At 70.9% G+C, this 19,014-nt stretch carries 16 protein-coding genes; 14 read left to right on the top strand and 2 right to left on the bottom strand.

Annotated elements, in window-relative coordinates:
- Positions 1-68: 68 nt before the first annotated feature.
- Complete coding sequence (locus CEK68_RS13780) at positions 69-1,562, bottom strand: AAA family ATPase (RefSeq protein ID WP_152239703.1); 1,494 nt, start codon at positions 1,560-1,562, stop codon at positions 69-71.
- A 127-nt stretch (positions 1,563-1,689) separates the two neighbouring features.
- On the opposite strand from CEK68_RS13780, the gene CEK68_RS13775 reads away from it, so the two are divergent.
- The 9 genes from CEK68_RS13775 (at position 1,690) to CEK68_RS13735 (ending at position 11,081) form a co-directional block, all read left to right on the top strand.
- Entirely contained in the window at positions 1,690-2,322 is a 633-nt protein-coding gene (locus CEK68_RS13775) for a ParA family protein (RefSeq protein WP_017913046.1), read from the top strand.
- 15 nt (positions 2,323-2,337) lie between these two features.
- Positions 2,338-2,814, top strand: coding sequence for a histidine phosphatase family protein (locus tag CEK68_RS13770; RefSeq protein WP_010340932.1), 477 nt, complete (start codon positions 2,338-2,340; stop codon positions 2,812-2,814).
- Positions 2,815-2,870: 56 nt separating this feature from the next.
- A complete protein-coding gene (locus CEK68_RS13765; RefSeq protein WP_226977881.1) occupies positions 2,871-3,425 on the top strand; it encodes a YceI family protein in 555 nt (184 codons plus the stop codon).
- On the top strand, positions 3,425-5,443 hold the full coding sequence (locus CEK68_RS13760; protein WP_152237352.1) for a phospholipase D family protein: 2,019 nt from the start codon (positions 3,425-3,427) through the stop codon (positions 5,441-5,443). Before CEK68_RS13765 ends, CEK68_RS13760 begins: the two co-directional genes overlap by 1 nt.
- 195 nt (positions 5,444-5,638) lie before the next feature.
- The gene (locus CEK68_RS13755) at positions 5,639-6,058 is read left to right on the top strand and encodes a hotdog fold thioesterase (RefSeq protein ID WP_017914155.1); all 420 of its coding nucleotides are present in this window, start codon (positions 5,639-5,641) and stop codon (positions 6,056-6,058) included.
- A 113-nt stretch (positions 6,059-6,171) separates the two neighbouring features.
- Entirely contained in the window at positions 6,172-6,966 is a 795-nt protein-coding gene (locus CEK68_RS13750; protein WP_026143382.1) for a lysophospholipid acyltransferase family protein, read from the top strand.
- Between the two features lie 67 nt (positions 6,967-7,033).
- Positions 7,034-8,026 carry an alpha/beta fold hydrolase gene (locus tag CEK68_RS13745; RefSeq protein ID WP_010340927.1) on the top strand — a complete coding sequence of 331 codons (993 nt, stop codon included), beginning with the start codon at positions 7,034-7,036 and terminating at the stop codon, positions 8,024-8,026.
- A gap of 347 nt (positions 8,027-8,373) precedes the next feature.
- Positions 8,374-10,449, top strand: coding sequence for a tetratricopeptide repeat protein (locus tag CEK68_RS13740; protein ID WP_152239701.1), 2,076 nt, complete (start codon positions 8,374-8,376; stop codon positions 10,447-10,449).
- Between the two features lie 20 nt (positions 10,450-10,469).
- Positions 10,470-11,081, top strand: coding sequence for a YbhB/YbcL family Raf kinase inhibitor-like protein (locus CEK68_RS13735; protein ID WP_152239700.1), 612 nt, complete (start codon positions 10,470-10,472; stop codon positions 11,079-11,081).
- A gap of 379 nt (positions 11,082-11,460) precedes the next feature.
- Here CEK68_RS13735 and CEK68_RS13730 read toward each other — a convergent pair whose 3' ends face one another.
- A complete protein-coding gene (locus CEK68_RS13730) occupies positions 11,461-12,252 on the bottom strand; it encodes an undecaprenyl-diphosphate phosphatase (protein ID WP_017908899.1) in 792 nt (263 codons plus the stop codon).
- A gap of 223 nt (positions 12,253-12,475) precedes the next feature.
- Here CEK68_RS13730 and glnA point away from each other — a divergent pair, with 223 nt between their 5' ends.
- The 5 genes from glnA to ntrC all read left to right on the top strand — a co-directional run bounded on the left by glnA (position 12,476) and on the right by ntrC (position 18,821).
- The gene (gene glnA / locus CEK68_RS13725; RefSeq protein ID WP_017908900.1) at positions 12,476-13,885 is read left to right on the top strand and encodes a type I glutamate--ammonia ligase; all 1,410 of its coding nucleotides are present in this window, start codon (positions 12,476-12,478) and stop codon (positions 13,883-13,885) included.
- Between the two features lie 325 nt (positions 13,886-14,210).
- On the top strand, positions 14,211-14,549 hold the full coding sequence (locus CEK68_RS13720; RefSeq protein ID WP_010341076.1) for a P-II family nitrogen regulator: 339 nt from the start codon (positions 14,211-14,213) through the stop codon (positions 14,547-14,549).
- A 19-nt stretch (positions 14,550-14,568) separates the two neighbouring features.
- Entirely contained in the window at positions 14,569-16,014 is a 1,446-nt protein-coding gene (gene amt / locus CEK68_RS13715; RefSeq protein WP_170268085.1) for an ammonium transporter, read from the top strand.
- A 328-nt stretch (positions 16,015-16,342) separates the two neighbouring features.
- Positions 16,343-17,380 (top strand): ATP-binding protein, encoded by a 1,038-nt coding sequence (locus CEK68_RS13710; protein WP_193314201.1) that lies wholly within the window; start codon positions 16,343-16,345, stop codon positions 17,378-17,380.
- Between the two features lie 10 nt (positions 17,381-17,390).
- Positions 17,391-18,821: a nitrogen regulation protein NR(I) gene (gene ntrC / locus CEK68_RS13705; RefSeq protein ID WP_152239699.1), complete on the top strand. Its 1,431-nt coding sequence runs from the start codon at positions 17,391-17,393 to the stop codon at positions 18,819-18,821.
- The last annotated feature ends 193 nt before the right edge of the window (positions 18,822-19,014 follow it).

The following is a 19,014-nucleotide window of genomic DNA, read 5'->3' as shown; positions in this document are numbered from 1 at the left end:
GGGGTTGGGGTGAGGGTCGGGCGCAGCCTCGCACAGCGGCATCCCCTGATCTCACCAACCGCCCGCCGCTAATCCGCCGGCACCGTCCGCCCGCTGGCCCAACTGCGCAGCGCCTGCACCTGTTCGGCCATCAGCACCGACAGCGGTCGGGTAGTGCGGATCTCCTGCATCAGCAGATCGGTGTCCAGGGGTCGCTGTTCGGCGTGCGCGGCATACAACCCGGAGACGATCGCCTGCTCGATCTCGGCACCGGAGAACCCGTCGGCGGCGGCAGCCAAGGCCGGCAGCGCGAACGCGTCCGCATGCAGCTGCCGCCGCGTCAGGTGCAGGCGCAACAGCTCCACGCGCGTCTGCGGGTCGGGCAGGTCGACGAAGAAGATCTCGTCGAAGCGGCCCTTGCGCAGCAGTTCCGCCGGCAGCTCGTGCACCTGGTTGGCGGTGGCGACGATGAACACCGCGGCGCTGCCGTCGGCGCTGCCGCGTTCGGCCATCCAGGTCAGCAGCGTGCCGAGCACGCGCCGCGATACGCCGCCGTCCTCGCCGCCGCTGGCCAGGCCTTTCTCGATCTCGTCCATCCACAGCACGCACGGCGCCAGTTGCTCGACCGCGGCCAGCGCGTCGCGCAGGTTCTTCTCGGTCTCGCCGTGGTACTTGGCGTACAGCGCGCCCATGTCCAGGCGCAGCAGCGGCACGCCGAACCCCGCCGCGGTGGCCTTGGCCAGCATCGACTTGCCGCAGCCCTGCACGCCGAGCAGCAGCACGCCCTTGGGCGGGTCCAGCCCCGGTGGCGCGGTGCCGGCGAACACCGCGCGGCGCTGTGCGATCCACTGCTTGAGCCGGCGCGCACCGGCCACGTCCTCGAAGCGCGTGGCATCGTTGTCGTACTGCAGGTGGCCGCTGCGGTTGAGCAGTTCGAACTTGAGCTTGGCCAGTTGCGGCAGATCGGATGCGGTGAGCGCGCCGTCGGCGTAGATCAGTTGCCGGGCGATGCGCCGCGCGTCGATCAGGCTGAGCCCGCGCAGGTTGCGCAGGATCTGCTTGACCGCCTCGCCGTCGACCTCGACCCGGCGTCCGCCGAACTCGCGCGCGTAGCCCAGCGCTTCCTCCTGCACCATCTTCAGCAGGGCGTTGGCGTCGGGCAGGCGCGGATTGAAGCGGGTCGCCAGCGCTTCCAGCTCGGCCGGCAGCTCGATCCGCGTGCCGATCAGCACCAGCACGTGCGGCTGGCAGTGGCGGCGCTCGACGATGTCGCGCAGCAGGCGCTGGTGGCTGGCGTAGCCCAGGTACGGGGTGACGTCGAGCAGCAGGTAGATGCCGCGCTGATCGGCCTGCTTGATCGCCTGCAGCACCGCGCTGGCGTCCGGCGGCCCGCTCGGCGGGTCCTCGCGGTCCAGGTCGATGCGGCGCAGGCCCTCGGTGATCGACCAGCGGTGCAGGGCGCGCCAGACCTGCATCAATGCCTGCCGGAACAGGTCGACGATGCGCGCCTCCTCCTGCGTCTCGATCACGATCAGGGGCGTGTTGGCGCGGATCAGCGCGACCAGGTCCTGCAGCTCGCTCATGGCATCGGAAGGCGAAGGGGGCCGCCACGATAGCAAGCCCGGCGGCTGGCGGCGTGCTGCGCGTTGACTACCGGCTGACGTAGGGCCGGTGTACGCTCCGGCTTCTTCCCCCGGAAGCGAGGCGTGCATGAAGACGATCCTGGTGGCCGGCTCCAAGGGCGGCGTGGGCAAGACCACGGTCGCCACGCACCTGGCGGCGTCCTACGCGCTGGCAGGCAAGCGCACGGTGCTGGCCGATGCCGATCCGCAGGGCTCCTCGACCCGCTGGGCCGAACGCCGTGCCGGCCTGGACAGCGCGGTGCTGCCGATCGACGCCAGCCGCAAGCGCAGCTGGCGCGCGGCGCTGCCCGACGACGCGCAGCGGGTGATCGTCGACGCCGCCGCCGGCGCCATGGCCGAGGACCTGACCCATTTCCTCGACGAGGCCGACGCGGTGGTGGTGCCGGTGATGCCCTCGGCGCTGGACATCGAGGCCACCGTCGGCTTCCTCAACACCCTGGCCAAGGTGCCGCGGGTGCACCAGCGCAAGCTGCCGGTCGGGCTGGTGCTCAACCGCAGCAAACCCTGGACCAATGCCACCCAGCAGGCGCTGCAGATGCTCGCCGAATGGCCCTACCCGGTGGTGGCGCAACTGCGCGACAGCCAGGCCTACGTGGTGCTGGTGGGGCTGGGCCGCAGCCTGTTCGATTACCACTCCGTCCAGGTCCGCGACCACCAGCAGGACTGGGAACCGTTGCTCAAGTGGCTCAAGAAGGCCTGACCGATGACCATCGTTTTGCGAGAAGTGATCCTGCTGCGCCATGCCCACGCCGAACCGGCCGACACCGGCCAGGCCGATTTCGACCGGCCGCTGTCGCCGCACGGCCTGGCCGAGGCCGAAGCCGCCGGGCGCTGGCTGCTGGAGCAGCGGCTGGTGCCGGACCGGGTGCTGTGTTCGCCGGCGCGGCGCGCGCGCGAAACCCTGGAGGCGGTGCTGGAGCTGACCGGCTACGTCGAGCAGCGCCTGGAGCCGCGCATCTACGAGGCGACCTCGGGCACCCTGGCCGATCTGCTGGACGGCCACCGCGACGTCGAGCGGCTGTTGCTGGTCGGCCACAACCCGGGCCTGGAGCGGCTGGCGGCACTGATGCACAGCGGCCAGTCCGGCGACTACCGCGGCATGCCCACCGCCAGCGTCGCCGTACTCGGGGTCCCGCACGACGCGGCGATCGAGCCGGGCGTGGCGCGCTTGACCGCGTTCTGGTGGCCCTGAGCCCGCTGCGCAGGCTCCTGCGGCCGGCGCTGTGCGCCGCGCTGCTGCCGTTGTGTCTGTGGTGCGCCGTCGGCCACGCGCAGGTGACGCCGGCCTTGCTGGCGCCCGGCGAATACGCCCTGGACCCGGCGCAGTCGCGCTTCGGGTTCGAGATCCGCACCCGCTTCGGCCAGCGCATCGAAGGCTTCTTCCCGCGCTACGAGGGCACCGTGCACGTGTTGCCCGACGGCCGCCATCAGGTGCACCTGCGCCTGTTCACCGCCTACGTGGAAATCCCCGGCAAGCCGCGCTACACCGGCTGGATGCGCGGCGAGGATTTCTTCGACGCGCCGCGCTACCCCACCGTGTCCTTCGACTCGCAGCCGTTCTCGCCGCAGGTGCTGGGCAAGGGCGGGCCGATCCCCGGCATCCTGAGCATCCGCGGGATCAGCCACGCCGAGACGCTGACCGTCATGCCGGCCGCATGCGCCCGCGCAGGCTATGATTGCGACGTCATCAGCCGCGGTACGGTATTGCGTGGACGTTACGGAATGGACAAGTGGGATCTGGCCTTGAGCGACCGGGTCACCTTCGTGCTGCGCGCACGCCTGACCGAGGCGGCCACTCGGTGATATCGAAATTGATGCGGGTGCTGGTGGTGGTGGCGCTGCTGCTCGGCAGCGGCTGCGCGAGCCTGTCGCAGGCGCAGCACGGCCGCGCCGTGGCGATCGCCGAGGCCGCGCGCGACCGCCAGGTCGACTGCACGCGCGGGGACCACTGCGCGCTGGCCTCGCCGCTGCGCGGGCTGGCCGGCAAGGCCTTCGCCCAGTCCGGCGACGGCGCGCCGCGCCACTACGCCACCATCCTCGACCACGGCGAAGAAGCGCTGGTGGCGCGGGTCAACCTGATCCGCAGCGCCAGCCGCAGCATCGACCTGCAGACCTACATCTTCGACAAGGACGACAGCGCGCGGCTGGTGATGGACGAGCTGCTGGCCGCGGCGCGGCGCGGCGTGCAGGTGCGCGTGCTGATCGACCAGCTCTCGGCGATCTCCGACCTGCAGATCCTCGGCGCGCTGGCCGGCGCGCACGAGAACTTCTCGCTGCGCATCTACAACCCCACCTTCGGCCTGGCCAAGCCCAACTACTTCCACTACGCCGCCAGCGTGCTGTGCTGTTTCCGCCGCTTCAACCAGCGCATGCACAACAAGCTGCTGGTGATCGACGATGCGATCGGCGTGGTCGGCGGGCGCAACTACCAGGACGACTATTTCGACTGGGACGCCGAGTACAACTTCCGCGACCGCGACGTGCTGGTCGCCGGCCCGGTGGCGCGGTCGATGGCCGCCAATTTCGACGCCTACTGGGCGGCCCGGCGCAGCGTGCCGGTGGCGCGGCTCAACGACGTCGGCAAGCTGCTGCTGCGCCAGGGCGTGCCGGCGATGCCGCCGGCGCAGTTCCTGCGCCCGGAGCGGGTGCAGCGGGTCAGCGAGGAGGCGTCCGATCCGGCCTTCGTGGAGAACGCCTTCGTGCTGCCGGCGCTGCCGGTGAAGCATGTGGACTACGTCGCCGACCTGCCGCAGAAGCACCGCCGCGAGCACGGCCCCAAGGCCATCTCCACCGCGCCCAAGCTCGACCGGCTGATTGCCGACGCACGCCAGGAGATCATCCTGCAGACGCCGTACCTGGTGCTGTCGGACCCCGCGCAGGAGATCTTCCGCGACCTGCGCAAGCGCACCCCGCCACCGCGCGTGGTGGTGGCCACCAACAGCCTGGCCGCCACCGACAACCCGGTGGTGTATGCACTGTCCTACAAGTACAAGCGCCGCAACCTGCGCGAACTGGGCTTCGACATCTACGAGTACAAGCCGTTCCCGCTGGATGCGCCGGTGGACTACGCCAACCTGCTGCCGGCGCCGTTGCAGGGCGAGGTGCCGGCCACGCCGGCCAGCGGCGACAACGCAGGCGAGAGCGCCGGCGATCCCGGCCGCGGCCGCACCACGTTGCTGGGCGGCAGCGCGGCCGGACGCAGTTCGCTGCTGGGCAGCGGCAGTGGCGGGCCGTCCGGCAGCCGCGGCGACGGCAGCCAGGTCGCGCGCCGCGTGCTGCGCACCGAGACCCGTCCATCGTACCTGAGCCGGCGCATCGCCAACCGGCCGCTGCCGGTGACCCGCGAGGGCGCGCGCATGGGCCTGCACGCCAAGTCGCTGGTGGTGGACCGCCGCGTCGGCGTGATCGGCACCCACAACTTCGACCCGCGCAGCGAGACCTACAACACCGAGGGTGCGGTGATCGTCGACGATCCGGCGTTCGCGCAGGCGCTGGCGGCCAGCATCGGCCGCGACATCGAGCCGGAGAACTCCTGGGTGGTGGCGCCGCGGGTCAAGCCGCCGGTGCTGTCGGGCCTGAACTACAGCATGGGCAAGGTTTCCGAGGCGCTGCCGGTGCTGGACTTCTGGCCATGGCGCTACGCCACCGACTACGAATTCCAGCCCGGCCCCGACTGCCCGGCGCCGCTGACCCGGCGCGACCCCGGTTTCCACCGCTGCTACAGCGCGGTCGGCGACTTCCCCGAGGTCAACGTCGGCCCGAAGTGGCTGCTGGTGCGGATGTTGACCGCGTTCGGCTCGGGGCTGGTGCCGATTCTCTGAAAGGTCGGGACCCGGGGCCCGGGACCCGGATAAGCAAAAAGCGGACGCCGGGCGCATCACTGTGCAGTGCGTCGGGGGTTGGGGGAGTCGGCCCGGATGCGGCGCATGCCTTGGCGCTTGCTTCTCCCGGGTTCCGGGTCCCGGGCCCCGAGTCCCGGCACTTCGACATTCTTCCCCCTGCATGGAGTCCAACACATGCCCTTCCGCGAACCTGCCGATCTCGCCGTCCTCAACGCCGATTGCCGCGACACCCTGATCGCGCACCTGGGCATCGTCTTCACCGAGGCCGGGCCGGACTGGCTGCGGGCGACGATGCCGGTGGACGCGCGCACGCGGCAGCCGTACGGGCTGCTGCACGGCGGCGCATCGGTGGTGCTGGCCGAGACCCTGGGCAGCACCGCCGGCAACCTGTGCGTGGAGCCGGGGCGGATCTGCGTTGGCCTGGAAATCAACGCCAACCACCTGCGCGCCGCGCGCAGCGGCGTGGTCACCGGCACCGCGCGGCCGCTGCACGTGGGCCGGACCACGCAGGTGTGGGAGATCCACATCGAGGACGCGGCCGGCAAGCCGGTGTGCGTGTCGCGGCTGACCCTGGCGGTGGTCGACCGCGGCTGAGCCCGGTCCCGGGCTGAACCCTGCCTCGGCGGTCACGGGCGACGTGTCTGCGGCCGCGTCTTCGGGGTGACACAATTGTCCGCTAGGCCCCCGCTTCCGGTACCCTTGTTCGAATGAGCGAGTTCTCCCCACCCGCCATGCGCCAATACGGTGGGGCGCTGCGCTGGGTTCGTTACGGCTACCGCGTGCCGCTGCTGGCGTTGCACGTGCTGTTGTCGCTGCCGTTCCTGCTGGTGTGCATGGCGCTGTCGCCCGGCCGCGCCGGCACCGAATCCTTCGGCGACCGCATGGTCTGCTGGTGGTCGACCTGGCTGCTGCGCATCTTCGGCCTGCGCGTGCGCCGCATCGGCGCGCCGCTGCCCAATCCGGTGCTGTTCGTCGCCAACCATGTCAGCTGGATCGACATCGTGATGCTGCACAGCCAGCGCATGATGGGCTTCGTCGCCAAGCGCGAGATCGCCGGCTGGCCGCTGGTCGGCTGGCTGGCCGCGCGCGGGCAGACCATCTTCCACCAGCGCGGCAGCACCGAGTCGCTGGGCGGCGTGCTGCAGGCGATGCTGGAGCGGCTGCGCTCCGGGTGCTCGGTCGGCGTGTTCCCGGAAGGGCGCACCCGCGGCGGCCAGGACGTGGGGCCGTTCCATGCGCGCATCTTCCAGGCCGCGGTCGAGGCCGAGGTGGCGGTGCAGCCGGTGGCGCTGCGCTACGGTGCCGGCGGCTCTGCGCAGCAGATCGTCGCGTTCGGTCCTCACGAGAGTTTCTTCGCCAACTTCCTGCGCCTGCTCGGCGAGCCGGGGCGGGTGGCCGAGGTGCATTTCCTGGAACCGATCCGGCTGCAGGACGTGGAAGGGCGCCGGCGCATCGCCGAGATCTCGCGCGCGCGCATCGTCACGGCGATGGCACAACCCTGAACAGCGGGACACCGACCACGCCGCTCCTGACCGATTACTCCAGTCGACGGGTGCAAGCTCGCTGCCCATGAACGCAACCGATTACTCCCCCCCACGCTGGCTGCGCAACCCGCACGTCCAATCGGTACTGGGTTCCAGCCTGCTGCGCGTGCGCCGTGGCGAACAGTTGCTCGCCGCCAGCGGCGCCACTACCACCTCGCACATCCTCGACGGCGGCGATGGCGTGCGCCTGCAGGGCTGGCTCAGCGTGCCGGCCGGCGAAGCGCCGCGCGGCACGGTGCTGCTGCTGCACGGCTGGGAAGGCAGCGCCGATTCCAGCTACATGCGCCTGACCGCGGCGAAGATGCTGGCGCTGGGCTACCAGGTGTTCCGGCTCAACTTCCGCGACCACGGCGGTACCCACCACCTCAACGTGGACCTGTTCCACTCCGAGCGGCTGGATGAAGTGGTCAACGCCGCCTGCGACCTGTGGCGGCGCTTCCCGGCGCCGACCCTGCTCGCCGCCGGCTACTCGCTGGGCGGCAACTTCGCCCTGCGCCTGGCGCTGCGCGCGCCGGCGGCGGGGCTGCCGCTGCAGCACGTGGCCGCGGTGTGCCCGTTGCTGGACCCGGCCACCACCATGCAGCGGATCGAGAACGGCCCGCAGTTCTACGACTGGTATTTCCGCCGCAAGTGGCGCGAGTCGCTGCTGCGCAAGCGCGAACTGTTCCCCGACCGCCACGGCTACGACGACGCCACCCTGGCGCTGGACATGCGCGGGCTGATGGCCTGGCTGGCCGAGCGCCATGCCGGCTTCGCCAGCCTGGACGCCTATTTCGACAGCTACTGCATTGCCGGCGAGCGCCTGCTCGGCCTGCGCGTGCCGGCCGACATCCTGATGGCCGAGGACGACCCAGTGATTCCCCTGGACGACTTCCGCAGCTGGCGCCTGCCCGACATCGCCCGGCTGGAAATCGCCCGCTGGGGCGGGCATTGCGGCTTCATCGAGAACGCGCGCGGCGACGGCTTCGCCGAACGCTGGGTGGCCGAACGGCTGACCGAGGGGTTGGTGGAGGCCTAAGCGGCGTTGCGCGCAGGCCGGCGGGCGACCTCGCCCGCGCCGGCGTGCGGCAGGCGGTCAGCAAGGTGGGCGCACCGGGATTCCCGGGTGTGGCACGCGTCGATGCTCCTTCCGCCGTTCCCGCACCATCACCGCCGCCGCCACGTAGCGCTGCCCGGCGCACGGGTCATCTACGCGGCCGGCATGCTCGGCAAACCTCGCAGGCGCGTCGCCTCAGTCCGCCCGCAGCGTCCGGCGACAACGCAGCTTCAGCGCGGTCCGACGCCGCCCGCCGTGCCCGCAGGCGCCACCGCAGAGCGGCCGGGCGCTCCCGCTACAATGCGGGTTTGCCCCAACGCCGGACCCACATGCACCAGCCCATTCTCGACGCCCTGCGCCGCCAGGACACCGCCGACGCGCTGCGTCTCGCCCAGACCTGGGCCGCCGAGGCCGCCGACGACCCGCAGGCCTTCCGCTGGCTGGCGCTGGCGCAGCAGCAGCACGGCGAGACCGCCGCCGCCCTGGACAGCATCGGCCGCGCGATTGCGCTGGCGCCGGAAGACGCCAGCCTGCACCTGCTGCACGCCGGCATGCTGGTCAGCGCCAACGACCTGGCCCAGGCCGAGGACGCCCTGGCGCAGACCGCGGCGCTGGATCCCAACGAATTCCTCGCCTATGTGATGCGCGCGCACCTGGCGCTGGGCCGCGGCGACCTGGACGAAGTGGAGCGGCTCAGCCGCACCGCCGCGCGCCTGCAACCGGAGCATCCGCAGTTGCTCGGCGTGGACGGCATGCTGGCGCTGCGCCGCGGCGACGCCGACCGCGCGCTGGCGCTGCTCTCGCGCGCCAGCAACGCGCTGCCGGACGATCCCCGCCTGCTCTACGCGCTGGGTTTCGCCTATCTGGACAAGCAGCACTTCGCCTTCGCCGAGACCGCATTCCGCCGCGTCGCCGCGCTCACTCCGGGCACCGGCGCGGCGATGATGGCGCTGGTCGCGCAGTTGGCCTACCGCCAGGGCCGCCTGGACGACGCCATCACCGCGCTGGAGACGGTGCTGGCCGATCCGTCCGGCGATACCGCCAACATGCGCCGGCTGGCCGGCGAGTACGCCCTGCAGGCCGACCGCCCGGCCGAGGCGCTGGACCACCTGCGCCGCACCCTGGCGGTGGCCCCGGCCGACCGCCGCACCCTGCATGCGGCGCTGATCGCCTGGCAGCGCCTGTGCACGATCGACGATGCCCGCGCCACCCTGGAAGCGGCGCTGGCCACCACCACCGACGCCCACGACCTGTGGCTGGCGCGGCTGGCGCTGGAGCCGGTGGGCGGCCCCGAGGCACGCGCGCTGATCGCGCGCTGGCAGGCGGCGATGCCGGCGCACGTGCCGGCGCTGGAAGCGCAGCTGCGGGTGCACGACATGGCCGGCGAGCGCGATCAGGGCGAGGCCGTGGCGCAGCGCATCGTGGCGCTGGAACCGGGCCGGCTCAGCGGCGAGGAACGCCTGGTCGAGGCGCTGCTGGAGCGCAGCGAGCACGACGCCGCCATCGCCCACGTGCACGGCCTGATGCAGCGCATGCCCGAACGCGACCGCACCGTGGTGCGGCCCTGGCTGGCGGCGGTGCAGGATGCGGCCGGGCGCCCGGACGACGCGCTGGCGACCTGGGTGGCCTTCCAGGAGGAACAGCTGTCGCACCGCCTGCCGCTGCCGCCGCTGGGCCAGGCCCCGGCGCAGTGGCCGCCGCTGGGCACTGTCGACCCGCAGAACCAGGCCCGCCCGCTGTTCGTCTGGGGTCCGCCGGGCAGCGGCGTGGAGCGGGTGATCGCGGTGATCGACGCGGCCAGCCCGGTATTGCGCGGCGACCGCTTCGGTCCGCAGCCGCCGACCGACGGCCTGCAGCGCTTCCGCAGCGTCGAGGAACTGGACAGCGGCGCCCTGGACGGTGCGGCGCTGGTCGCTGAGTGGCGCGCGCAACTGCCGGCACGCGGCGTCGGCGACGGCAACATCGTCGACTGGCTGCTGTGGTGGGACAACGCGCTGCTGCGCGCGCTGCGCCCGCACCTGCCGGAAGGACGGCTGTTGATCGTGCTGCGCGACCCACGCGACATGCTGCTGGACTGGCTGGCCAATGGCGCCCCGGCACCGCTGGGCCTGGCCTCGCCGGAGACCGGTGCGCAGTGGCTGGCGGCGGTGCTGGCGCAGGTCGCCGACCTGCACGAGCAAGACCTGTATCCGCACCACCTGGTGCGCCTGGACGGGACCGAGCACGATCCGGCTGGCGTGGCGGCGGCGCTGGAGCAGGCGTTCGGCGTGGCGTTCCCGACCATCGCCACGGTCGGCCCGCCGCGCCTGGCCGCCGGCCACTGGCGCGCCTACGCCACGCCGCTGGCCGCCGCGTTCGCGTTGCTGACGCCGGTCGCGGTGCGCCTTGGCTACCCTGAAACCTGATTCCCCAAGGAGATTCACGCATGCGTCTTCGCAGTGACAGCATCCAGCCGGGTCAGCCCATCGCCGCGACCTACGCGATGGGCCAGGCCGACGGCTTCGGCGGCAACCGCAATCCCCACCTCGCCTGGGACGCGGTGCCGGCCGGCACCCAGTCCTTCGTGCTGCTGTGCGTCGATCCGGACGTGCCGACCGTGGCCGAGATGGTCGGCCGCGACGACGTGCAGATCCCGGTCGAACAACCGCGCACCGAATTCGTGCATTGGGTAGCGGTGGACCTGCCGGCCGACTTGCGCGAGATCGCCGAAGGCAGCGCCAGCGACGGCGTGGTGGCCAAGGGCAAGCAGCAACCGCCCGGCCTGGACGGCGCGCGGCAGGGGTTGAACAGCTACACCGACTGGTTCGCCGGCGACGCGGCGATGGGCGGCGACTACCACGGCTACGACGGCCCGTATCCGCCGGCCAACGACCTGCGCGTGCACCGGTACTTCTTCCGCCTGTTCGCCCTGGACGTGGCGCAGCTCGACGTGCCGGCACGCTTCACCGCCGCCGACGCCTTGCGCGCGATGCAGGGCCACGTGCTGGCCGAAGCCAGCCTGCACGGCACTTACAGCCTCAATCCGGCGGCGAAGTAAGCCGTAAAGCCCCTCTCCCCCGGGAGAGGGGTTGGGGTGAGGGTCGGGGCGCGAAGCGCCTCGCCGATCTGTCATTGCGAGGCTTCGCCCGCACCCTCATCCGCCCCTGCGGGGCACCTTCTCCCGGGGGGAGAAGGGAAGAGCCAGAGCCCCTCTCCCGCCGGGAGAGGGGTTGGGGTGAGGGTCGGGGCGCGCAGCGCCTCGCCGATCTGTCATTGCGAGGCTTCGCCCGTACCCTCATCCGCCCCTTCGGGGCACCTTCCCCCGAAAAGGGGGCCATGGTCCCGAGGGGAGAAGGGAGAAGCCATAGCCCCTCTCCCTTCGGGAGAGGGGTTGGGGTGAGGGTAAGGAGCGCGCAGCGCCCCGCCGACTCAACCCCTCACGCCGCCGGCAACCACAGCAGCAACGCCGCGCCCAGCACGATGCGGTACACCGCGAACGCGGTGAAGCGGTGCGACTTGATGTAGCCCAGCAGCCACTTCACCACCACGAAGCCGGTGACCATCGAGGCGACGAAGGCCAGGGCCACGTCGCCCCAGTTCTCGCTGCCCAGGCCGCCGTCCTTGTACAGCTCCAGGAACGAATACGCGCTGGCCGCGAACATGGTCGGAATGCCGACCAGGAAGGCGAACTCGGCCGCGGCCGAGCGCTTGCTCAGGCCCAGCAGCATCGCCAGGAAGATCGTCGCCGCCGAGCGCGAGGTGCCGGGGAACACGCCGGCCACCACCTGCGCCAGGCCGACCGCGATGGCCACCGTCCAGGTCACCGTCTCGCGCTCCGGCATGCGCGCAGCGAAGTACTCGGCCACCAGCATCCACACGCCGCCGATCACCAGCGCCCAGGCCACCGGCTGCACGCTGTCCGGCAACTGCCAGCCGGCCTTGCGGACGATGAGACCGACCACCGCGGTCACCAGGAAGGCGGCGCCCAGCTTGAAGGCGTAGTCGCGGTTGGCGCGGTCGCCCAGGCCGGTGGCCAGATCCCACAGGCGCTGCCGGAACACCAGGGTGGTGGCCAGGATCGCGCCGGCCTGGATCACGATGTTGAAGAAGTCGGACCGGTGGCCGAGCCAGCGCTCGGCGATCAACAGGTGCCCGGTGCTGGAGATGGGCAGGAATTCGGTCAGGCCTTCGATGATGCCCAGCAGCAGGGCCGACAACAGATCGCTCATGGAGGAGAGGGTCGCTTTGGGGGAGGGGAAGCTGCGCAAGGATAGAGCATCCGCCTCGCGCACAAATTTGGTGCGTTCAGGTGTGAATGCACCACTAAAGTGCAGTGCATTTGCATCCTTCGCGTGCACGCTTCAGCAGAATCAAGGGCTTGTGAGTGCCACACGCTTGGCATGGCGATTGCTGATACTCGCCCACGCCCTTCACAACCCGAGGTTGCATCGAATGTCTGCGGAAACTATTGAGAAGCTGGTCAAGGACAACAAGATCGAGTTCGTCGACCTGCGCTTCGTCGACATGCGCGGCGTGCAGCAGCACGTCACCTTCCCGGTCAGCATCATCGAGCCGGCGCTGTTCGAGGAAGGCAAGATGTTCGACGGCAGCTCGATCGCCGGCTGGAAGGGCATCAACGAGTCGGACATGGTCCTGCTGCCCGACGCCGACACCGCCTTCGTCGATCCGTTCATGGCCGATCCGACCCTGGTGCTGACCTGCGACATCCTCGACCCGGCCACCATGCAGAGCTACGGCCGCGACCCGCGCGGCGTGGCCAAGCGCGCCGAGGCCTACCTGAAGTCCAGCGGCATCGCCGACCAGGCGTTCTTCGGCCCGGAGCCGGAATTCTTCATCTTCGACGGCGTGCGCTTCGGCAACGAGATGGGCCACACCTTCTTCAAGATCGATTCGGAAGAGGCGGCCTGGAGCAGCGGCAGCAAGATCGAAGGCGGCAACAGCGGCTACCGTCCGGCGGTCAAGGGCGGCTACTTCCCGGTGCCGCCGACCGACTCGCTGCAGGACCTGCGCGCCGAGATGTGCAAGACCCTGGAGCAGGTCGGTATCGAAGTCGAAGTGCACCACCACGAAGTGGCCACCGCCGGCCAGTGCGAGATCGGCACCAAGTTCAACTCGCTGGTGAAGAAGGCCGACGAGCTGATGATGATGAAGTACATCATCAAGAACGTCGCCTACCGCAACGGCAAGACCGCGACCTTCATGCCCAAGCCGATCGTCGGCGACAACGGCTCGGGCATGCACGTGCACCAGTCGCTGGCCAAGGGCGGCACCAACCTGTTCTCCGGCGACGGCTACGGCGGCCTGTCGCAGATGGCGCTGTGGTACATCGGCGGCATCTTCAAGCACGCCAAGGCGATCAACGCCTTCACCAATTCCGGCACCAACAGCTACAAGCGTCTGGTCCCGGGCTTCGAGGCGCCGGTGATGCTGGCCTACTCGGCGCGCAACCGTTCGGCCTCGTGCCGCATTCCGTGGGTGTCCAACCCGAAGGCGCGCCGCATCGAGATCCGCTTCCCGGATCCGCTGCAGTCCGGCTACCTGACCTTCGCCGCGCTGATGATGGCCGGCCTGGACGGCATCAAGAACCAGATCGACCCGGGCGCGCCCAGCGACAAGGACCTGTACGACCTGCCGCCGGAAGAGGAGAAGCAGATCCCGCAGGTGTGCTCCAGCCTCGACCAGGCGCTGGAAGCGCTGGATGCCGACCGCGAGTTCCTCAAGGCCGGCGGTGTGTTCACCGACGACTTCATCGACGGCTACATCGCGCTGAAGATGCAGGAAGTGACCAAGTTCCGCGCGGCCACGCACCCGCTGGAATACCAGCTGTACTACGCCAACTGAGTTCCACGCGCGGCGATGGCGAAGGCTTCCCCTCCCTCCTTCGCCATCGCCGCCACCTGCCCGGCTGGGGAGCCGCGCAGGTGGTCCGCGCCCACCATCGCGTCATCGAGTGTCCAGGGGATGGACCGCGCAACAGAGCGCTTGCGTGCCGTGGGCCACGTTCCCTCCCACGTCGCCGTCGCCGCCGCACCTTGGGTGCGGTGGGCCACGGCGTGATCCACGGAACGCATCGCGCAGCAGCACCCGCGCCGTTCGCGGCGCGGTCGATGAGCCCAGTGCCGGTCGGCCTTCGGCGGCCGGTTCCTTCCACCAACGGGGTATGCGCATGAAACTGATCACCGCCATCATCCGGCCATTCAAGCTCGACGAGGTCCGCGAGGCCTTGTCGCAGGCTGGGGTGTCCGGCATCACCGTCACCGAGGTCAAGGGCTTCGGTCGGCAGAAGGGCCACACCGAGTTGTATCGCGGTGCCGAGTACGTCGTCGACTTCCTGCCCAAGATCAAGATCGAGACCGTGGTGACCGACGAGCGTCTGGACGCCGTGGTCGAGGCGATCCAGGGCGCGGCCGGCACCGGCAAGATCGGCGACGGCAAGATCTTCGTCACCGCCATCGAGCAGGTCGTCCGCATCCGTACCGGCGAAATCGGCGCCGATGCGCTCTAACCCCACCTTGGAGCCCTTCATGAAGACAGGTCTGTTCGCCGGGTGGAAGGCCCGGTTCTACGCGGTATGCATGCTGATGCTGGTCAGCGCGATGGCGGTCGGCATTCCCGGCAAGGCCTTCGCCCAGGCCGAAACCACCCCGGCGCCGACGCCGGACGTGGTCACCGAACAACTGACGCCGCCGCCTGCACCGGCCGCCGCGCCGGCCGCGGCCGCGGCCACGCCGGCGCCGGTGGTGGACAAGGGCGACGTCGCCTGGATGCTCACCTCCACGCTGCTGGTGCTGCTGATGGTGGTGCCCGGCCTGGCGCTGTTCTACGGCGGCATGGTCCGCGCCAAGAACGTGCTGTCGGTGCTGATCCAGGTCGGCGTGGTGTTCTCGCTGATCGCGGTGCTGTGGGTGGTGTACGGCTACAGCCTGGCGTTCGCCGACGGCGGTCCGTTCATCGGCACGCTGCACAAGGCGCTGCTGGCCGGCGTCGACACCACCACGCTGGCCGACACCTTCTCCAAGGGCTTCAAGCTGCCGGAGTACGTGTTCGTCGCCTTCCAGCTGACCTTCGCCGGCATCACCGGCGCGCTGATCGTCGGCGCCTTCGCCGAGCGAGTGAAGTTCGCCGCGGTGCTGCTGTTCGTGGTCATCTGGTTCACCTTCGGCTACCTGCCGCTGGCGCACATGGTGTGGTCGGCCCCCGGCTTCCTGTTCGGCAAGGGCGCGCTGGACTTCGCCGGCGGCACCGTGGTCCACATCAACGCCGGCGTGGCCGGTCTGGTCGGTTCGTACTTCGTCGGCAAGCGCCTGGGCTTCGGCCACACCGCGCTGAAGCCGCACAACGTGACCCTGACCTTCGTCGGCGCCTCGCTGCTGTGGGTGGGCTGGTTCGGCTTCAACGCCGGCTCGGCGCTGGAAGCCAACGCCACCGCCGCACTGGCCTTCCTCAACACCCTGTTGGCCACCGCCGCGGCGGTGCTGGCCTGGTCGCTGACGGAGAAGGTGATCAAGGGCAAGTCCTCGGCGCTGGGCGTGGCCTCGGGCATGGTCGCCGGCCTGGTCGGCATCACCCCGGCCGCCGGCACCGTGGGGCCGTTCGGCGCCATCGCCATCGGCGTGGCCGCCGGCGTGATCTGCGTGTGGGGCGTGACCGGGCTGAAGAAGCTGCTCAATGCCGACGACACCCTGGACGTGTTCGGCGTGCACGGCGTCGGCGGCATCGTCGGCGCGATCCTCACCGGCGTGTTCACCGACAAGGCGCTGGGCGGCATGGGCTACGCCGAGGGCGTGACCATGGGCCACCAGGTGCTGGTGCAGGCCGAAGGCGTGCTGATCACCGTCGGCTGGATCGGCGTGGTCTCGGTGGTCGGCTTCCTGATCGCCAAGCTGGTGATCGGCCTGCGCGTGCCGGAAGACGCCGAGCGCGAGGGTCTGGACATCACCTCGCATGGCGAATCCGCCTACGAGTTGTGAGGTTCGCCGGCCCGCGACGGCGGTCGCGGGCCTTGTCGCAGGACGTGTGGCCGGCGCTGGTGGCCGGTCCACGCGGCCGCGGCCTTCGCCGGCGCTTCCTGGGGGGAAGCGCCGGCCATTCTCAAAAGATCGAGGTATTCCGCGTGGCCACTCGCCTCGCCACACCCCCGGCTTTCCGCAAGATTCCTGGTTGCGTCGCGATGCAGGGCCGGGTGGCACCACCCACTGGTCGTCAGGCGGCTGCGCGACGCGCCATCCGCGAGGGCAGCGGCCGCGCCATGCGCCGCTCGCCCGTGCCGCCTGCTCGGCTTTGCACTACATTGGTGCAATGGCCATGAACACCACGCCGCCCCCGCTTTCCGCCCTTGGCACCCCGGTGGTCTGGGCCGATACAGACGGCCGTCTGCGCGGCGCCAATCCCGCCTTCGCGCGCTGGCTCGGGGTCAGCGTGCGGCGCCTGCTCGACCAGCCGCTGGCCTCGCTGGAAGTACAGGGCGATGCGCTGGCCCGGTTCCTGCGCAACGACGAGCGCGACGTGCTGCGCCTGCACCGCATGGCCCTGGCCGTGCCCGGCGAACCCCCGCGCTTCGCCGAGGGCTGGCTGTCGCGGCTGGACGACGGCGGCTGGCTGCTGGAAGCGCACCCGGTCGACGAGTTCCCCACGCCGGACCCGGCGCAGGCCCTGCCGAACGCGCTCAGCGCGGCGCTCAAGGGCCTGGCCCACGAACTGCGCAATCCACTGGCCGGGCTCAAGGGCGCCGCGCAGCTGCTGGCGCGCCGCGCCCAGCACCGCGACGAGGACGAGCGCGAACTGATCGAACTGATCGGCGCGGAGATCGAGCGCCTCAACAGCCTGCTCGACCAGTTGCTGTCGCCGGCGCCGGCGCGCCCGCACGCCATGCTCAACATCCACGCGGTGCTGGAGCGAGTGTTGCGCCTGGCCGAGAACGAAGGCGGCTGGTCGGTGCGCCTGCAGCGCGACTACGACCCCAGCATCCCCGAATTCCTCGGCGATGCCGACCGCCTCACCCAGGCGGTGTGGAACCTGGTGCGCAACGCGATCCAGGCCGGCGCGGCGCAGGTCACCTTGCGCACCCGCGTCGAGCACGGCCAGCGCATCCGCGACCGCGTGCACGCGCGCGGCCTGCGCCTGGAGATCGTCGACGACGGCCGCGGCGTGCCCGAGGAACTGGCCGAGCACCTGTTCCTGCCGCTGGTCAGCGGCCGCGCCGAAGGCAGCGGCCTGGGCCTGGCGCTGGCCCAGCAGGTGGCGCGCGAGCATGCCGGCTCGCTGACCTACCGCTCCCGCCCCGGCCACACCGTGTTCACCCTGCTGCTGCCGCAGCGCGCAGCGGACACCGATTAGGAGCACTGCGATGACCGACTCTCTGCAAGGAACGCAACGTATCTGGGTGGTCGACGACGACCGTTCGGTGCGCTTCGTGCTGTCCACCGCGCTGCGCGACGCCGGCTACAGCGTCGACGGCTTCGACAGCGCCGCCGCCGCGCTGCAGGCGCTGGCGCAGCGGCCCATGCCCGACCTGCTGTTCACCGACGTGCGCATGCCCGGCGACGACGGCCTGGTGCTGCTGGACAAGCTCAAGGCCGCGCACCCGCAACTGCCGGTGATCGTGATGTCCGCCTACACCGACGTGGCCAGCACCGCCGGCGCGTTCCGCGGCGGCGCCCACGAGTTCCTGTCCAAGCCGTTCGACCTGGACGACGCGGTGGCGCTGGCCGCACGCGCGCTGCCCGATGCCGGCAGCGCCATCGCCGCGGCACCGCCAGTGGCGCCGGCCGGGCAGGGCAGCACCGAACTGATCGGCGACACCCCGGCGATGCGCGCGCTGTTCCGTGCCATCGGCCGGCTGGCGCAGGCGCCGCTGTCGGTGCTGATCAACGGCGAGACCGGCACCGGCAAGGAACTGGTCGCGCACGCGCTGCACACCGAGTCGCCGCGCGCGCGCAAACCGTTCGTCGCGCTCAACACCGCCGCGATCCCGGCCGAACTGCTGGAGAGCGAACTGTTCGGCCACGAGGCCGGCGCCTTCACCGGCGCGCAGCGCCGCCACATCGGTCGCTTCGAGCAGGCCGACGGCGGCACCCTGTTCCTCGACGAAATCGGCGACATGCCGCTGCCGCTGCAGACCCGGCTGCTGCGCGTGCTGGCCGAGAACGAGTTCTTCCGCGTCGGCGGGCGCGAACTGATCCGGGTCGACGTGCGGGTCATCGCCGCCACCCACCAGGATCTGGAAGCGCTGGTCGAACAGGGCCGCTTCCGCGCCGACCTGCTGCACCGCCTGGACGTGGTGCGATTGCAGTTGCCGCCGCTGCGCGAGCGTCGCGCCGACGTGCCGCAACTGGCCGAAAACTTCCTGGCGATGGCCGCGCGCAAGCTCGACACCCCGCCCAAGCGGCTGGCGCCGGCGGCGCTGGACGCGCTGCGCGCCTATGCGTGGCCGGGCAACGTGCGCGAACTGGAGAACGTGTGCTGGCGCCTGGCCGCGCTGGCGCCGGCGGAAATCATCGATGCCGGCGACGTCGAGGCCGCCCTGCTGCGCGGCGGCCGCCGCGAGCGCAGCGGCGACGGCGGCGAGTGGGACACGCAACTGTCGGCCTGGGCGCAGCAGCGCCTGTCCGACGGCGCCGAGGGCCTGCATGCCGAGGCCCGCGAACGCTTCGACAAGGCGCTGCTGGAAGTGGCGCTGCGCTTCACTCAGGGCCGCCGCGCCGAAGCCGCCGCCCGCCTGGGCGTGGGCCGCAACACCGTCACCCGTAAGCTGGGGCCGGGGCGGCGGCGGCGCTGAAGCGCGGGATCGGGAATGACCAGCCTGCGGCTGTTGAGAGCCGGGATTGGGGATTCGCAAGGGCGAGGCCCCACGTCCGGTCGGATGTCGCCCGCTGCATGCGGCGCGTGTTGCGGCATGACGTCGCAGGTCATTGCGCCGAACCGCCTGGCGCTACGCTCTTGCGAATCCCCAATCCCCAATCCCCAATCCC

The organism is Xanthomonas sp. LMG 12461, from assembly GCF_009192935.1.
GTDB lineage: Bacteria > Pseudomonadota > Gammaproteobacteria > Xanthomonadales > Xanthomonadaceae > Xanthomonas_A > Xanthomonas_A sontii.
Note: the sequence above shows the minus strand (reverse complement) of the source record. Positions and strands in the feature narration are given on the sequence as shown.

Excerpts from the sequence above, each read along its gene's own strand:
- CEK68_RS13780 (WP_152239703.1), bottom strand. The coding sequence starts at position 1,562 with ATGAGCGAGCTGCAGGACCTGGTCGCGCTGATCCGCGCCAACACGCCC.
- CEK68_RS13775 (WP_017913046.1), top strand. The coding sequence starts at position 1,690 with ATGAAGACGATCCTGGTGGCCGGCTCCAAGGGCGGCGTGGGCAAGACC.
- CEK68_RS13755 (WP_017914155.1), top strand. The coding sequence starts at position 5,639 with ATGCCCTTCCGCGAACCTGCCGATCTCGCCGTCCTCAACGCCGATTGC.
- CEK68_RS13750 (WP_026143382.1), top strand. The coding sequence starts at position 6,172 with ATGAGCGAGTTCTCCCCACCCGCCATGCGCCAATACGGTGGGGCGCTG.
- CEK68_RS13745 (WP_010340927.1), top strand. The coding sequence starts at position 7,034 with ATGAACGCAACCGATTACTCCCCCCCACGCTGGCTGCGCAACCCGCAC.
- CEK68_RS13740 (WP_152239701.1), top strand. The coding sequence starts at position 8,374 with ATGCACCAGCCCATTCTCGACGCCCTGCGCCGCCAGGACACCGCCGAC.
- CEK68_RS13735 (WP_152239700.1), top strand. The coding sequence starts at position 10,470 with ATGCGTCTTCGCAGTGACAGCATCCAGCCGGGTCAGCCCATCGCCGCG.
- CEK68_RS13730 (WP_017908899.1), bottom strand. The coding sequence starts at position 12,252 with ATGAGCGATCTGTTGTCGGCCCTGCTGCTGGGCATCATCGAAGGCCTG.
- glnA (WP_017908900.1), top strand. The coding sequence starts at position 12,476 with ATGTCTGCGGAAACTATTGAGAAGCTGGTCAAGGACAACAAGATCGAG.
- CEK68_RS13720 (WP_010341076.1), top strand. The coding sequence starts at position 14,211 with ATGAAACTGATCACCGCCATCATCCGGCCATTCAAGCTCGACGAGGTC.
- amt (WP_170268085.1), top strand. The coding sequence starts at position 14,569 with ATGAAGACAGGTCTGTTCGCCGGGTGGAAGGCCCGGTTCTACGCGGTA.
- CEK68_RS13710 (WP_193314201.1), top strand. The coding sequence starts at position 16,343 with ATGGCCATGAACACCACGCCGCCCCCGCTTTCCGCCCTTGGCACCCCG.
- ntrC (WP_152239699.1), top strand. The coding sequence starts at position 17,391 with ATGACCGACTCTCTGCAAGGAACGCAACGTATCTGGGTGGTCGACGAC.